This is a genomic window from Kribbella sp. CA-253562 (assembly GCF_050942265.1).
GTDB lineage: Bacteria > Actinomycetota > Actinomycetes > Propionibacteriales > Kribbellaceae > Kribbella.
Window position 1 is genome coordinate 7,489,834 of the sequence record NZ_CP192049.1, and the last position, 14,908, is coordinate 7,504,741.

Annotated in this window: 16 protein-coding genes and 1 pseudogene; 5 read left to right on the forward strand and 12 right to left on the reverse strand. The window is 71.1% G+C overall.

The window, feature by feature from the left end; translation table 11 throughout:
• Window positions 1–503: 503 nt before the first annotated feature.
• Both tyrS and ACQPXM_RS35455 read right to left on the reverse strand, forming a co-directional pair.
• Window positions 504–1,787, reverse strand: a complete 1,284-nt coding sequence (gene tyrS, locus ACQPXM_RS35450) for a tyrosine--tRNA ligase (RefSeq protein ID WP_432942306.1) — start codon at window positions 1,785–1,787, stop codon at window positions 504–506.
• A gap of 76 nt (window positions 1,788–1,863) precedes the next feature.
• Window positions 1,864–2,901: an App1 family protein gene (locus tag ACQPXM_RS35455; RefSeq protein ID WP_432942308.1), complete on the reverse strand. Its 1,038-nt coding sequence runs from the start codon at window positions 2,899–2,901 to the stop codon at window positions 1,864–1,866.
• Window positions 2,902–2,976: 75 nt separating this feature from the next.
• Here ACQPXM_RS35455 and ACQPXM_RS35460 point away from each other — a divergent pair, with 75 nt between their 5' ends.
• The 3 genes and pseudogenes from ACQPXM_RS35460 (at window position 2,977) to ACQPXM_RS35470 (ending at window position 4,512) form a co-directional block, all read left to right on the forward strand.
• Entirely contained in the window at window positions 2,977–3,924 is a 948-nt protein-coding gene (locus ACQPXM_RS35460; RefSeq protein WP_432942310.1) for an LLM class flavin-dependent oxidoreductase, read from the forward strand.
• Between the two features lie 167 nt (window positions 3,925–4,091).
• Window positions 4,092–4,391, forward strand: a pseudogene (locus tag ACQPXM_RS35465) (phosphotransferase); the annotation flags it as partial.
• On the forward strand, window positions 4,336–4,512 hold the full coding sequence (locus ACQPXM_RS35470; protein WP_432942312.1) for a hypothetical protein: 177 nt from the start codon (window positions 4,336–4,338) through the stop codon (window positions 4,510–4,512). The pseudogene ACQPXM_RS35465 and the gene ACQPXM_RS35470, both read left to right, overlap by 56 nt.
• Here the strand turns inward: ACQPXM_RS35470 and ACQPXM_RS35475 are convergent.
• From ACQPXM_RS35475 to ACQPXM_RS35520, 10 genes are read right to left on the reverse strand one after another with little or no spacing between them, the layout of a single operon-like run.
• Window positions 4,509–5,246 (reverse strand): alpha/beta hydrolase, encoded by a 738-nt coding sequence (locus ACQPXM_RS35475; RefSeq protein WP_432942314.1) that lies wholly within the window; start codon window positions 5,244–5,246, stop codon window positions 4,509–4,511. The genes ACQPXM_RS35470 and ACQPXM_RS35475 overlap by 4 nt on opposite strands.
• Window positions 5,243–5,683: a GNAT family N-acetyltransferase gene (locus ACQPXM_RS35480; RefSeq protein WP_432942316.1), complete on the reverse strand. Its 441-nt coding sequence runs from the start codon at window positions 5,681–5,683 to the stop codon at window positions 5,243–5,245. The genes ACQPXM_RS35475 and ACQPXM_RS35480 overlap by 4 nt, the downstream gene beginning before the upstream one ends.
• A complete protein-coding gene (gene tsaD, locus ACQPXM_RS35485) occupies window positions 5,683–6,735 on the reverse strand; it encodes a tRNA (adenosine(37)-N6)-threonylcarbamoyltransferase complex transferase subunit TsaD (protein WP_432942318.1) in 1,053 nt (350 codons plus the stop codon). Before tsaD ends, ACQPXM_RS35480 begins: the two co-directional genes overlap by 1 nt.
• Window positions 6,732–7,229: a GNAT family N-acetyltransferase gene (locus ACQPXM_RS35490; RefSeq protein ID WP_432942320.1), complete on the reverse strand. Its 498-nt coding sequence runs from the start codon at window positions 7,227–7,229 to the stop codon at window positions 6,732–6,734. Before ACQPXM_RS35490 ends, tsaD begins: the two co-directional genes overlap by 4 nt.
• Entirely contained in the window at window positions 7,226–7,939 is a 714-nt protein-coding gene (tsaB, locus tag ACQPXM_RS35495; protein ID WP_432942322.1) for a tRNA (adenosine(37)-N6)-threonylcarbamoyltransferase complex dimerization subunit type 1 TsaB, read from the reverse strand. Before tsaB ends, ACQPXM_RS35490 begins: the two co-directional genes overlap by 4 nt.
• A gap of 1 nt (window position 7,940) precedes the next feature.
• Window positions 7,941–8,909: a tRNA (adenosine(37)-N6)-threonylcarbamoyltransferase complex ATPase subunit type 1 TsaE gene (gene tsaE / locus ACQPXM_RS35500; RefSeq protein ID WP_432942324.1), complete on the reverse strand. Its 969-nt coding sequence runs from the start codon at window positions 8,907–8,909 to the stop codon at window positions 7,941–7,943.
• A complete protein-coding gene (locus ACQPXM_RS35505) occupies window positions 8,906–10,018 on the reverse strand; it encodes an alpha/beta fold hydrolase (RefSeq protein WP_432942326.1) in 1,113 nt (370 codons plus the stop codon). Before ACQPXM_RS35505 ends, tsaE begins: the two co-directional genes overlap by 4 nt.
• A complete protein-coding gene (alr, locus tag ACQPXM_RS35510; protein ID WP_432942328.1) occupies window positions 10,018–11,169 on the reverse strand; it encodes an alanine racemase in 1,152 nt (383 codons plus the stop codon). The genes ACQPXM_RS35505 and alr overlap by 1 nt, the downstream gene beginning before the upstream one ends.
• A 15-nt stretch (window positions 11,170–11,184) precedes the next feature.
• Window positions 11,185–11,826: an HAD family hydrolase gene (locus tag ACQPXM_RS35515; RefSeq protein ID WP_432942330.1), complete on the reverse strand. Its 642-nt coding sequence runs from the start codon at window positions 11,824–11,826 to the stop codon at window positions 11,185–11,187.
• Complete coding sequence (locus ACQPXM_RS35520) at window positions 11,823–12,908, reverse strand: LysR family transcriptional regulator (protein ID WP_432942332.1); 1,086 nt, start codon at window positions 12,906–12,908, stop codon at window positions 11,823–11,825. The genes ACQPXM_RS35515 and ACQPXM_RS35520 overlap by 4 nt, the downstream gene beginning before the upstream one ends.
• 77 nt (window positions 12,909–12,985) lie before the next feature.
• Between ACQPXM_RS35520 and ACQPXM_RS35525 the strand changes: the two genes are divergently transcribed.
• Window positions 12,986–14,032 carry an aminotransferase class V-fold PLP-dependent enzyme gene (locus ACQPXM_RS35525; protein WP_432942334.1) on the forward strand — a complete coding sequence of 349 codons (1,047 nt, stop codon included), beginning with the start codon at window positions 12,986–12,988 and terminating at the stop codon, window positions 14,030–14,032.
• Between the two features lie 52 nt (window positions 14,033–14,084).
• Window positions 14,085–14,876, forward strand: a complete 792-nt coding sequence (locus ACQPXM_RS35530) for an META domain-containing protein (RefSeq protein WP_432942336.1) — start codon at window positions 14,085–14,087, stop codon at window positions 14,874–14,876.
• The last annotated feature ends 32 nt before the right edge of the window (window positions 14,877–14,908 follow it).

The window sequence follows — 14,908 nt, forward strand, 5'->3', positions numbered from 1 at the left end:
ACCCGAAGATTGCGGAGAACAGACAAACGAAAAACGATCCATTGCAATCAGAAACAAATCAAACTGACTTGAATCCAGAAAAATTACAAAGGAATCCAATCACGAAATCAAAAAGATGACCCGTGAATGGGGGTTAATGCTAAATTTCGGCATTGACTTTCGGCACGCTGTTGAGTTCTCAAGAATCGGGCGCACACCGCGTCCTCAGCCTCTCAGCCAGGACTCCGGGGCAACCTGCGTTACTCTACCGGACCAGATCCACCGAGTCAAGACCCGATTTTTTCTGACCGTCACCCCGCGCCAGAGGCGCCGACCCGAGTCCGAAGACACGTTCCGGCTGCGTTAGCTTTGGGGGGTTCGGAGCGACCGGCCGCTTTCGCGTCCCGCGCCTCGCTCCAACAAGAAGAACAGTACGTGGCCTCGAGGTAGCCGGTCAAATCGGCGTCCGGTGGGCAGCATCACAACGGTGTAATTTGCCTCCGGCATCGACCTCGTGGGATACGTCAGCCGGCCAGAACCCCTGCGAACGAACGCTTCCCGCGCCGCAACACCAACGCGCTGCCGGGCAGCAGGTCGTCGGTCGTCGGCACGTACTCGGCGTCGCTGACCTTCTCGTTGTTCAGGTACGCGCCACCTTCGGACACCGTCCTGCGCGCCGCTGACTTGCTCGCCACCAGGCCGGTCTGCACCAGCAGATCTGCCACCGTCGGCATGGCCGCGGCGGATACCTCCGTGTGCGGCGCCTCCTTGAGCGCAGCCACCAGCGTCTCCGCGTTGAGCTCCCGCAGGTCCGACTGCCCGAACAGCGCCTTCGCCGCCAGCTGCACGTGCGCCGTGTCGGCCGCTCCGTGGACCAGCGTCGTCACGTCCTCCGCCAGCACTCGCTGCGCTTCCCGTGCATGCGGCCGGTCAGCGGTCGCCTTCTCCAGCTCCGCGATCTCGTCCGCGCTCCGGAACGTGTAGTAGCGCACCAGCTGCATCACGTCACGGTCGTCGGTGTTGAACCAGAACTGGTAGAACGCGTACGGCGACGTCAGCTCCCGATCCAGCCACACGGTCCCCGACTCCGTCTTGCCAAACTTGGTCCCGTCGGCCTTCGTCACCAGCGGAGTCGCCAGCGCGTGCGCCTTGCCCGACTCGGTCCGCCGGATCAGCTCGACGCCGGCGGTCAGGTTGCCCCACTGGTCACTGCCACCGGTCTGCAACGTGCACCCGTACCGCCGGTAGAGCTCCAAGTAGTCCAGCGACTGCAGCAGTACGTAGCTGAACTCCGTGTAGCTGATCCCCTGCTCCAGCCGGGCCTTCACCACCTCCCGGCCGAGCATCCGGTTCACCGGGAAGTGCTTGCCGATGTCGCGGAGGAAGTCGAGGGTGTTGAGGTCCTTGGTCCAGTCGTAGTTGTTCACCATCCGCGCCGGGTTCGGCAGCGAGGTGTCGAAGTCCAGGAAGCGCTCCACCTGGCCGCGGACCCGCTCCACCCACTGCTGGACGACGTCCTTCGGGTTCAGCACCCGCTCGGAGCTCTCCTTCGGGTCGCCGATCAATCCGGTGGCGCCGCCGACCAGCCCGATCGGGTTGTGCCCGGCCAGCTGGAGCCGGCGCAGTGTGAGCAGCTGCAGCAGGTTGCCCATGTGCAGGCTGGGCGCGGTCGGGTCGAAACCGACGTACGAGGTGATCGGTCCTTCGGCCATCGAGGCGCGCAGGGCGTCGGGATCGGTCGAGTGCGCGATCAGGCCGCGGCTGTCCAGGTCGTCGAGCACCTGCGTGCGGCTTGCGCTGTCGGTCACAGTCGGTTCTCTCCTCGGGTACGTCGGAACAGCACAAGCCTGCCAGGCGCGACCGCGGAGCGTCCCCCGGGTGTGGCTACATCGCCTCCGGCCGCGACAGTACGGCGCGCAACTGCGCCACCAGCGCGTGCCCGTCCGGGCCGTGCACGGTCGCGGCGGTCGGGCGCTGCGGGTCATGAGCGCCGGGGTCCGGGTTGGGGACCGGCAGACCGTGCGACAGCACCTGCTCGGCCGGAGTCAGCTGGCGGATGCCGATCGCCCGGACGTGCTCGGGATGCGTCTGCGCGAAGTCGCCGTACAGCTGGGGGTCGTGCTGTCCGTCGTCGCCGACCAGGACCCAGCGGACCGACGGGAACTCCTTGGCCAGCCGGCGCAGCGCCGTCCGCTTGTGCTCCTGCCCGCTGCGGAACCAGCCGGTGTTGGTCGGCCCCCAGTCGGTCATCAGCAGCGGTCCCGCCGGGTAGCCGTGCCGGGCGAGGAAGCGGGTCAGGGTCGGCGCGGTGTTCCAGGCGCCGGTCGACAGATAGAAGATCGGCGCACCCGGCTGGTCGGCCAGGAGCTCGGCGTACATCTCTGCCATGCCCGGTACGACGCGGCGCGCCGACTCGTCGCGGACGAACGTGTTCCACGCGGCGATCAACGGCCGCGGCAGCATCGTCAGCATCACCGTGTCGTCGATGTCGCTGACCAGGCCGAAGGTTGCGCCCGGGTCGGGCACGACCACCTTGCCGCGGGCCTGCCGCTCGCCGCGCACGCCCAGGCTGATCTCGTGCCAGCCCGGCGGCAGCACCACCGGCACGGCCAGGTCGACGAAGCCGCCCCGGTCGGTGAGCGCCTCGAAGGTCTGCCCGGCCACCGTGACCGACACCTTCACCTTGGTGGCCGGCGCGGTGACGAACACCCGCCAGCCCCGCACCACCTGGTCCTCGTCGTACCGGGGCTGGTTGCGCGGGTCGCGGCTCAGCACCACCCGGGCGAGCACCCGGGTGTACTCGGCGTTGCCGTAGCCGACGTGCGGGATGATCCGCTCCCGCCAGCCGCGCCGGCGCAGGAGCGTGCCGATCCCGAGATTGAACCAGTCCTCCAGCCGGGAGGAGTAGTGCGGACGGGCCATGTCCCGAACCTACCCGCCAACAGGTCTCGTACGCCTGCCCGCCCGACTGTCGGCGCAGACCTTTACGTTCTCGGTATGAGTTCACTCGGAATGTGCTTCCCCCGGACCTGGCCCGCCGGCCTGGTGACCGACGTCGCCCGCCGCCTCGAGGCCGGGGGCGCGGACGAGCTGTGGATCATCGAGGACTGCTTCTACACGGCCGGCCCGACGCTGTCCGCGGCCGCGTTGAGCGTCACCGAGCGGCTGACAGTCGGTCTCGGCATCCTGCCGGCCGTGGTCCGTACGGCGGCCGTCACGGCGATGGAGATCGCGACGCTCTGCGCGCTCGCGCCCGGCCGTTTCGTGCCGGGCATCGGCCACGGCGTGCAGGAGTGGATGGGCCAGATGGGGGTCCGGCCGAAGTCGCCGCTGACCGCGCTGGAGGAGGTCACACTCGCCGTCACCCGCCTGCTCGCCGGGGAGAACGTGTCGATGAACGGCAAGTACGTCGTACTCGACCAGGTGAAGCTCGACGCTCCCCCGGCCGACGTGCCGCCGATCCTGCTCGGGGTCCGTGGGCCGAAGTCGCTCGCGCTGGCCGGGCGGGTCGGCGGCGGGATCGTGCTCGCCGAACCGGCGTCGCCGTCGTACGTGCGGCAGGCGGTCGAGCAGGCCGGATCACCGGAGGGATTCGTGGTCGCGACGTTCAGCGCGCTCTGCGTGCGCGACGACCGCAAGACGGCGTACGAGTGGAGTGCGCCCTGGCTGGCGGCACAGCTCGACCAGAAGAACCCGGCGCTGCCGCCGCTGCCCTTCTACGACGACCTCGTCCGCCGGTACGACGAGTCCGGTGTGGACGGGCTGGTCAGCATGCCGGTCGACTGGTGGCAGGAGATCGGGCCGATCGGCACGCTCGACGACGCCGCGGCGCATCTCGACGCGCTGCAGGGCGCCGGTGTTCACCACGTCGGGCTGTTCCCTGACCCGGAGGTCGAGCACGGCCTGCCGCAGCTGGAGCACGTCGTCGCCCTGGCGAACCGCTGACCGGTGCCCCGGTCGGCCGTGATGCTGGGCCCGTGAGCTACGTCGAGATCCCCTGGACCGCCGAGGTCGCCACCACGGTGCGGAGCGAGTGGAGGATCCCGGTAGACACCGTCGAGCGCCTCACCGGCGGCGAGGAGTCCGCGGCGTACCGGGTCGGCGGCGTGGTGGTGCGCCTCGGACCGGTGGGACGTGGCACGGACGTCATGGAGTGGTGCCACCACCTCGCCCAGCGGGCACGCCAGGCCGGGGTCGACGAGGCCGTCGCACCGCTCACGGCGGCTAGCGGCGCCAGAGTGAACGGCCGGCCGGTCAGCGTGTGGCCGTTGGTGCCCGGACGCTGGCTGGATCTGGACAGCCCGGCGGAGGTCGAGCAGGCAGCGCGGTTGCTGGCTCGATTGCACCGGGCGCTACGTGGCGTGCAGCTGGTACGACGACGAGGGCGGGACGGCGGAGCCGATGGACGACGAGACGCTCGTCCAGCTGATCAGGCACCGGCTACGCGCCGAGGTGACGACGTTCGGCGGCAACGACTCGGACGACGAGTACTACAACCTCCAGCGGGAGCTCTTCGCGAAGCTCACGCCCTAGAGGCGGTCGACCACCCGGAGCCGGAGGCGGCTGAGTGCTATCTCGGCGACGGCGGCCGGCGCGGCGTCGCCGGGACGCCGAGTGGGCACGGGGTCGGACCGGTCGGCGGTCGTGATCAGCGGGCACTCCCCCGGCGTCACGGCGTGCGCGACGAAGCGCCGGACGATCTCGTTCCAGTCGGGGGCCCGGTGCAGCATCGCGTGCTTCTCGCCGTCCAGGGTCAGCAACGCGACGGGGACTCCGTCGGCCCGCAACCGGCGCGCGTACGACGCGGTGGCGGCCGGCGAGGTGATCCGGTCGGCGGTGCCGTGGGCGAAGGCGACCGGGCCGCGCAGGCGGACCACGGGTTCGCCCGCGGGCAGCCACGGCGCGAGACCGAGTACGCCGGCCACCAGCGGATGATTGCCTGCAGCAACCACTGCGCGGCCGCCCATCGAGTGACCGACCAGCACGGCGCGATCGAACCGCGCGCCGATCCGGTCGAGCACCGTGCGCAGGTCGGCGGCCGGATCCGCGGCGGTGTCGTTCCAGCCCTGGTAGCGGTAGCGCATCAGGCCGATCGCGGCGCCGGGAGCCGCCGCCCGGGCGGCCGCGGCGAACGGCCACATCCGCAGGATCGGCGGCCGCCAGCTGTGCGGAGCGGCGGTCGAGTTCTCCATGCCGCCGTGCGCGAGCAGGATCAAGTCGCGAGCACCCTTCGGCGCCGCGAGCAGATCGATGCCGGGAACGCTCACTGGTAAAGGGCCTTGGGGTCGCGGGCGATGTGCAGGAACACGTCCGGCTTGTCCAGCGGGGTGAAACCGTAGGACTGGTAGAGCGTGTGCGCGTCGGCGGTGGCGAGCATCGTCCGGCGCAGTCCGCGCAATTCCGGGTGCTCCAGCAAGGTCGACACCACGAACCGCCCGAGCCCGTGCCCGCGGTACTCGTCCAGCACGAACACGTCCGCGATCCACGCGAACGTCGCCCGGTCGGTCACCGCCCGCGCAAAACCGACCTGTGTCCCGTCCGCCGCGTAGACCCCGATGCAGAGACTGCCCTCGATCGCCTTCCGCACCACCTCCCGCGGAATCCCCGGCGACCAGTACGACGTCCGCAGGTAGCCGTGCACCACGTCGACGTCGATCCGCGCGGTGTCGTCGTCGGCGACGAACTCACCCGAGGTCCAGCGCATCAGTTCAGCACCGTCGTGATCGGCATCGACGAGTCGGCCGGCAGACCCAGCGGCGACGGCGTCTTGCCGGCCCGGACCAGCTCCGACCCGAGCGCGGCGACCATCGCGCCGTTGTCCGTGCACAACCCGGGCCGCGGCACCCGGACGGCGATGCCCGCCGCCGCGCACCGCTCCTCGGCCATCTGCCGAAGCCGCGAGTTCGCCGCGACGCCACCGCCGATCAGCAGGTGCTCGTAGCCACGGTCCTTGCACGCGTCGATCGCCTTGCGGGTCAGCACGTCGCAGACCGCCTCCTGGAACGCGGCCGCGACGTGGTTCACCGGAACGTCCTCGCCGTCGCGCCGCTTCGCCTCGACCCAGCGGGCGACCGCGGTCTTCAAACCGGAGAAGGAGAAGTCGAAGCGGTGCCGCTCCAGGTCGCGCTGGCTGGTCAGCCCGCGCGGGAACGTCACGTACGCGCGGTCGCCGCCGTCCCGTGCCGCCTTGTCGACATAGGGACCTCCGGGGAACGGCAGCCCGAGCACCCGCGCGACCTTGTCGAACGCCTCGCCGGCCGCGTCGTCGATCGTGCTGCCCATCGGCTCGACGCCCTCGGTGATGTCCTCGACCGCGAGCAGTGACGAGTGCCCGCCGGAGACCAGCATCGCGATCGCGCCCTTCGGCAGTTCACCGTGCTCGAGGGTGTCGACGGCGACGTGCGCGGCCAGGTGGTTCACGCCGTACAGGGGTTTGTCGAGGGAGAGCGCGAGGCCCTTCGCGGCGGCCACGCCGACCAGCAGCGCGCCGGCCAGGCCGGGACCGCTGGTGACGGCGATCGCGTCGACGTCGGACGGCTTCACCCCGGCGGTCTCGCAGGCGCGGCGAATGGTCGGCACCATCGCCTCCAGATGCGCCCGGCTGGCGACCTCCGGTACGACGCCGCCGAAGCGCGCGTGCTCGTCGACACTGGACGCGATCGCGTCGGCGAGCAACGTGTGCCCGCGGACCAGACCGACGCCGGTCTCGTCGCAGGACGTCTCGATGCCGAGGATCAGCGGCTCGTTCTCACTCATTCGGTTTCTCCTGCGCGTCGCATGATGACGGCGTCCTCGCCGCCGGCGTAGTAGCCACGCCGCCGGCTGATCTCCACGAAGCCGAAGCCGGCGTACAGGCCGATCGCGGCTTCGTTGCTAGCAGCAACTTCCAGTAGGACGGTGCGGCCGGGGTGCTGGTCGAGTGCGGCGGTGAGCAACCCGCGGCCCACGCCGGTACGCCGGTCGGCCGGGTCGACGGCGATCCGGAGCAGATCCACCGGGTCGTCCTGATCGGCCGGGACCAGCAGCACGACAAATCCCGCAAGACGTCCGGCCCCGGCGGTCGGTGCGTTCGCCACGGGCGCGACGGCTCCGGCCCGGGCGGTCGGGGCCTCGGCCACGAGGAGCCGGCGGTCCGACCGGGCGAACTCGTCGGCCCAGGACCGTTCGCTCCAGGCGTCCTTGGGGAAACAGGCGGCATCGAGGGTGACGACGGCCGGCTGGTCGGACGGTACGGCGGGGCGGATGTTCACTTCGGCAGCACGCTTTTCGGGCCGCCCGACATGGTCACGTCGGGGCGGCGCAGGTAGAGCGGGTCCGGGGCCGTGACCTGCAAGGTCCCGGTCACGACACCCGTGGCGAGCACCTCGGCCGACGGGTACTCGACGAGCTCCGGCTCGTCACCGATCGTCCCGGCCGCCGAGCCGGCCGAAGCGCCAGTCGCCGTGGCCCCGAGCACCTCCCCGTACAGCACCGCACCCCGCCCGATCACCGGCAACCCGGCCAGCACATGAGCGACATCGGCGGGCTTGTCGACCGCCGGTCCCTCCAGCCGGCGCCGGCTCCCATCCGCCGCAGGCCCGTCGTACAAGGCCCAGTAGATCTCCTTGCGCCGGGCATCGGTCGCGACGGCGACCGGCAGCGCGAGACTCGACTGCTTGGCCAGGATGTCGAGGCTGCACACGCCGACCACCTCGATCCCGAGCACGTCGGCCATCGTGCGCGCCGTCACCAGCCCGACCCGCAGGCCGGTGAACGGTCCCGGCCCGGTCCCGACCGCGATCCTCGTCAGGTCCTTCACCCCGACGCCGGCCGTGGCCAGCACCTCGGCGATCGCGGGCGCCAGCAGTTCCCCGTGCCGCAAGGCATCCACCGTCGTCGACGATCCGAGGACGTTTCCCGACACCGGGTCGGCGAGAGCGACCGTCACCGCCGCGCTGGAGGTGTCAAAGGCAAGCAACACGTCAGTTCCCCTCAGAACGCTGTGCGGTGACCGCCGCCTGGACGTCCGTCGTGTGGGCGGCGGTGAGACGGAGGCCGGAGGCCGCCCACCGCGCCCCGACCGGGCTGATCCGCAGGTTCCGGGTCTCGTCGACGTCGTCGTCGCCCCGGGTGATCGTGAGGTCGAGCCGGTCCGGCGCGAGGGTCTCGGCCAGGCCGTGACCCCACTCGACCACCGTGACCGCGTCCTCGAGCGACGCGTCGAGGTCCAGGTCGTCGAGCTCGGCGATGCCGCCGATCCGGTACGCGTCGACGTGCACCAGCGCCGGCCCGCCGACCAGCGACGGGTGCACGCGGGAGATGACGAAGGTCGGCGACGTGATGTCACCCCGGACCTTCAAACCGGCACCGAGTCCCTGCGTGAACGTCGTCTTGCCGGCCCCCAGATCACCCGACAGCACCAGCACGTCACCGGCCCGCAGCTGACCCGCTAGCTCCTCCGCGATCGCCCGCATCTCCTCGGCCGTCGGGACGACGAGCTCGATCGGCATCGCCTTCGCGTGGATCAGGTTCTGCCCTTCCTGCGCGACGATCGAGTAGCCCCGGCGCCGCCAGAACTCCAAGGTCTCCGGCAGTTCGACCCGCGCCACCAGCCGCACCCGGCCGAGCCCACGGCGCCGGGCGGCTTCCTCCGCGCACCCGACCATCGCGGACGCGACCCCGCGCCCCTGGAAGCGCGGGTTCACCGACACGCGTCGCAGCTCGAGCACATCACCGGCGACGTTGAACAGCATCGCGCCGGCCGGCTCCCCATCGATCCGCGCCAGCAGCCCGCCGTACGCCGCGACGGCCGCGCCGACCGTCGTCGCGTTCTCCGTCAGCGCGGTCGACGGGGGGTGCAGCGTGCGCCGGTTGGAGAACGCGTGATGGATCACGGTGACGATCTCGTCCACGTGCTCGGCCGTGGCGTCCACCACGTGCAGGTCGGTCATCTGTGTCCCAAGGATTGTTCGGCCCGCTCGATCATGCCGAGCAGGGCGGCGGTGAACTCACGGTGGTGCTCGATCAGCCCGAGGTGCCCGCAGTTGCGGACCTCGACCAGCTCCGCGCCGGGCACGTGCCGGACGATCTCCTCGCTGTGCTCGAACGGCGTCAGGTGGTCGTTGTCGCCGCCGATCACCACGCACTCCACCTTCTGCAACGGCTCCAGCGCACCGGTTTTGTCGTGCAGCGCGAAGATCGGGTAGAACTCCGCGATCACCGAGATCGGCGTCGCGGCGATCATCTCGTTGACGAACTCGGTGAAGGCCGGCGGCACCTCGGAGCCGAACGAGTACTTCCGGGTCAGCAGGTAGCTGATGTCGGTGCCGGCCTTGCGGCTGCGTTCGACCACGTCCGGGATCCGGGCCAGTGCCGCGACGGTCGGGGTCGCCAGCGTGCGGACCATCATCCCGATCCGGCCGGGCAGCGCGATCGGCACCCGGTCCAGCCCGCCCGCGCTGGTCGAGCACAGCCCGACGCCGATCACCCGGTCGCCGAACAGCTCCGGGTGCTGCTCGGCCAGCGCCATGATCGACATGCCGCCCATCGAGTGCCCGATCAGGATCACCGGCCCGCTCGGCGCGAACTTCTGCAGGATCCCGTACAGGTCGCGGCCGAGCTGGTCGATGCTGACGTTCTCCTTCGGCGACCGCCCGGACCGGCCGTGCGAGCGCTGGTCGTAGAAGACCATCGTGCCGATCCCGGCCAGGTCGCGGCGCTCGAAGTGCCAGCAGTCCATGTTCAGCCCGTAGCCGTGCGCGAAGATCAGCGTCAGGTCCTCCGGTACGGGGGCCTGCTTGCGCAACCGGCGGCGCTGCGGCTCCGGCCGCCGGGACCGCTTCAGCTCGTCCACTTCGACGTACAGCTCGAGGCCGTCGTCGGCGGTGAACACGTGCGGCGTCCCGCGCAGCGAACCGAACGGCTCGGCCTCCAGTTGCGCGCGCTGGCTGGACCTGCGCCCGATCACCTGCCGCTCGACCGCGACCCCGGCCGCCGCACCCGCGGCCAGCACTCCGACCGCCGCGCCGATCAGGCCGGCGGTGCGTGATGCCTTTGACATCAGCCGGTCTCCTCGTTGATGTACCTACGGGGAATGCGCGGACCGAGCCGGGTGACGATCTCGTAGTTGATCGTGCCGGCCGCGTCGGCCCAGTCGTCGGCGGTCGGTTCGCCGTCGGTGCCTGGTCCGAACAGCACGACCTCGTCACCGGCCGCGGCCTCGTCGTCCTCGAGGTTCACCACGCATTGGTCCATGCAGATCCGGCCGACGACCGTACGCCGCTCACCGCGCGCCTGGACCGGGCCGCCGTTCGAGGCGTGCCGGGGCAGGCCGTCGCCGTACCCGATCGGGATCAGGCCGAGCGTCGACGGCCGCGGCGCCGTCCAGGTCAGTCCGTACGAGACGCCGGCGCCGGTCGGCACTCGCTTCACCATCGCCAGCCGCGCCTTCAGCGTCATCGCCGGGCGCAGGCCGAGCTCGGCCGACGGGAGCGCGTGACCGAACGGCGACAGCCCGTACGTCGCGATGCCGGGCCGGACCAGGTCGAAGTGCGTCTCGGGCAGCGCGAGCGTGCCGGCCGAGTTCGCCAGGTGCTTGAAGCCGGGGTCGATGCCGAACGACTCGGCCACGTCGATCGCGGCGTTGAAGGTCTCGACCTGCGCCTCGTTCGCCGGGCTCTTCGGCTCGTCGGCGCTGGCCAGGTGCGACCAGATGCCGGTGATCACCACCCGGCCGGTCTTCTGCGCCTCGAGCGCCGCGCGGATCAGCGTCGGCCACTCCTCCGGGACCGCGCCGCCGCGGCTCATCCCGGTGTCGATCTTCAGGTGCACGCGGGCCGGCCGCTCGGTGACACCCGCGGCGATCTCGTCGATCTCCCAGGGCGCGCCGGCGGACAGGTCGATGTCGTTGGCGATCGCGTCGGCCAGCGGCTCACCCGGCGTGGTCAGCCAGCAGAAGATCGGGCCGTTGTCACCCGCGGCGCGCAGCTCCAGCGCCTCCTCCAGCACGGCCGCACCGATCCAGTCGGCGCCGGCCTGCCGGGCCGCCCGCGCCACCGGCACCATGCCGTGGCCGTAGGCATCGGCCTTCACCACTGTCATCAGCTCGGCCGAACTCAGCCGGGCACGCAGCGTGGCGACGTTGTGCCGGATCGCGGCGAGATCGACCACCGCCTCGGCACGCGTCATCGAGGTCTCCACAGACTCAGCCATAGCCCTACCAGTGTCTCAGGCAGCCTCGATGAGGGCCGGGAGGGCGGTCATCTGGTGGAAGATCGCGTCCGCCGAGGCCAGTTTCGCCGGGTCGGTCATCGCCGCGTAGCCGAACACCGTCATCCCGGCGGCGTTGGCCGCGGCGACCCCGAGCGGGCTGTCCTCGACCACGACGCAGTCGGCCGGCTTCACGCCGAGCGTGCTCGCGGCATGCAGGAACAGGTCGGGCGCGGGCTTGCCGTGTGCGACGTCCTCGGCGCTGTAGATCCGGCCCTCGAACCGGTCCCAGAACCCGACCGCGGTCAGCGCGGTGTGGATCCGCCGGTGCGTGCCCGAGGAGGCCAGGCAGTACGGCGTACCGGCGGCGTCGAGGTGGTCGAGCACGGCCGCGACGCCCTCGATCGCCTGGAGGTTCGCGAAGCCGTCGAACAGGCGCTGGTGGTAGCGGTCCTCCAGGTCGGCCGGCAGCGCACGCCCGAGTCGCGCCTCGGCCTTCTGCCGCATCGACACCATGCTGCCGCCCATGAAGTCGCGCACGGTCTCCTCGAACGTGTACGGCAGTCCGGCCTCGGTGAGGAGTTCGGCCAGAATCGTGTTGGCCAGCCGCTCGGAGTCCACCAGTACGCCGTCGTTGTCGAAGATCACCAGCCCGGTCACGCTGGCACTTTACAAAGCCGGAACTGCTCGACTGCAGCCGCCACCGCTGGGTGGCCGGCCAGCTCGGTGCGCAGGATCACGCTGACCCGTCGGGTCGGCGCCGTTCGCACCGGCAGCACACGGACGCGGGGATTCGGTGCGGCGGTCACGGCGAGCTGCGGGAGCAAGCTCACCGCCAACCCTTCGGCGACCAGTCGCTGGACCACCACGTAGTCGTCGGTGCGGTGCCGGATGTCGGGTGCGAAACCGGCCTCCGCGGTTGCGCTCAGCAGATGAGCCTCACACCGAGGACACCCGGCGATCCACCGTTCCTGAGCCAGCTCCTCCAGCCCAACGCGCTTCCGCCCAGCCAGCCGATGCCCCTCGGCAACCACCGCCTTCAACTCCTCCTCGAACAGCACAACCTCCACCAAATCCCCGCCCGCGCCTGCGGCGCGGGCGGGGATTGAGGAAGAGGAAGGGGGCCGGGCGACGACTCCGCCGGCGGCGGCGGCGGAGCCGCGGGCGGCGGAGGCGCGAGCGGCGGAGGCGCGAGCGGCGGAGGCGCGGGCAGCGGAGGCGGCGGGGCCGGAGGCGGCGGGGCCGGAGGAGCCGGAGGAGCGGGCGGCGGCGCCGCGCCCCTCGTGGGCGGAGGGTGTCGAGCTGTGCTCGAACACCAACGCGAGGGCGGCTTCGCCTGCGAGGACCTGCTGGCGGGCTTCGGGCGGCTCGGCTTCCGTCAGGCGGAGATCGAGCGTGTCGGGCAGGGCCGCGAGGACGGGTGGGACCAGGACCGCGGCGGCGGACGGGAAGGCGACGAGGGTGAGTGAGCCGGAGCGGAGGTCGGCGAGGTCCTGCAGGTCCGACTCCGCGGCGGCCAGGCGGGCGGCGAGGGCGTCGGCGTGGGCCAGGAGTTTGGTGCCGGCTTCGGTGAGGGTGATGCCTCGGGGTGAGCGGAGGACGAGCGGAAGGCCGACGTCCCGTTCGAGGCGCTGGACGTGCTGGCTGACGGCGGGCTGGGTCCAGCCGAGCGCGGTCGCCCCCTGGGAGAGCGACCCGAGGCGCGCGACCTCGCGGAAGATCAGCAGCCGGCGGGCATCCATGGTTCAAAGGCTAGCTTGGAGCCGCTCCGAGCAGATCGGACTTCTGTTGGAACCCACGCAGCCAGCACGATGAAGACGTGCTCACCATCGACGAAGCCCGCACCCAGTTCGACCCGACCGTCGTCTACCTCAACACCGCCACGCTCGGCCTGCCACCGAAGCGCAGCCGCGAGGCCCTCCAGGCAGCCCTGACCGACTGGCAGAACGGAACCGCCGACCCCCAGCAGTACGACGAACCGCTCAACCGCGCCCGCTCGGCGTACGGCGAGCTGGTGACCGTCGACCCGACGCTCATCGCCTGCGGCAGCCAGGTGTCGGGCTTCGTCGGGCTGATCGCGCAGTCGCTGCCCGCCCGGTCCGAGGTGCTGGTCGCGGAAGGCGAGTTCACCAGCCTGACCTTCCCGTTCTTCGCGCTCGGGCACCGGGTCCGCGAGGTCCCGCTCGACGACCTGGCGAACGAGGTGCGCCCGACGACCGACCTGGTCGCGGTCTCGGCCGTGCAGTCCGCCGACGGCCGGGTCGCCGACCTCGACGCCCTGCGCGCGACCGGCGTACGGGTGCTGCTTGACACGACCCAGGCGGCGGGGTGGCTGCCGGTCGACGCTTCGCAGTACGCGTTCACCGTCGCGGGCGGCTACAAATGGATGCTCACCCCGCGCGGCACAGCCTTCCTCACCGTCCAGCCCGAACTGCTCGACGAGCTGACCCCACTCAACGCCAACTGGTACGCCGGCGCCGATCCCTGGGACAGCATCTACGGCTCCCCGCTACGTCTCGCCGCCGACGCCCGCCGCTTCGACCTCTCCCCTGCCTGGCACTCCTGGATCGCCGCCGCTCCGGCGCTCGAACTGCTCCGCGACGTCGGCACCGACGCCCTGTGCCGCCACAACACCACCCTGGCCACCGCGTTCCGCGACGCCGTCGGCCTCGACCGCCCGGCCCGCGCGTCCGCGATCGTCTCCGCCGTCGCCGACGACAAGGTCTCCCAACTGATGGCCGACGCAGGCATCGTCGCCGCGGTCCGGGCCGGCCGCCTGCGGCTGTCGTTCCACCTGTCCACCAGTACGGCGGACGTCGAGCGCGCCGCCGACGTCCTGGCCGGCCATCTCGAAAACCCGGCCTGACGAACTGCAACGCCGTCGGGCTCACCGGCGTCCGTAGGGTGTGAGGACATCGATGCTGGTAGTGGCCGCCGGCCTGGTCGCGCTCGCCGGTTGCGGCGGCGAACCGGGCGCGGGCGGTTCGAGCGCGGGCGGATCGAGCGCAGGCGGATCGAGTGAGCTGGGCGGCAAGACCTACCTGTCGACCGCCGTGACCGAGAACGGTGCGCCGAAAAAGCTCGCACCGAACACCCGGATCAGACTGGAGTTCAAGGACGACGGCACGCTGTCCGCCAACGCCGGCTGCAACTCGATGGGCGGCAAGGCGGCGACCGGCGACGGCAAGCTGAAGGTCGACGACCTGGCCGTCACCGAGATGGGCTGCGACGCGCCTCGCCACGCGCAGGACACCTGGCTGGTGGAGCTGCTGCAGAGCACCCCGCACTGGAAGGCCGAAGCCGACAAGCTCACGATCACCTCGGGCGGCACGGTTCTCCAGTTGCAGGACCGCGAGACCGCGCAGCCCGATGTCGCGCTCGACGGGACGAAATGGATCCTCGAGAGCGTCGTCCGTGGAGAGACCGTCTCGACGCCGGGCAACGGCGGCGCCCACCTCACGTTCAACGGCGACCGCGTCACCGGATCGACCAGTTGCAACGAGCTGCAGGGCGTCGTCGCGCGGACCAGCGACAAGCTGACCTTCGGCGAGCTCGGGACCACCCGCCGCGCCTGCTCCGGCCCGGCGGCCGAGCTGGAGAAGACCGTCCTGGCCACGCTGAACGGCGAGGTCACCTACACCCTCGACGCCGACAAGCTGCGGCTCCGGACGCCGGCCAACGACGGCCTGGACTTCAAGGCGGCCGGCTGAATCACCCGCCGGGCGCCGGTCGCGCTCGGCGG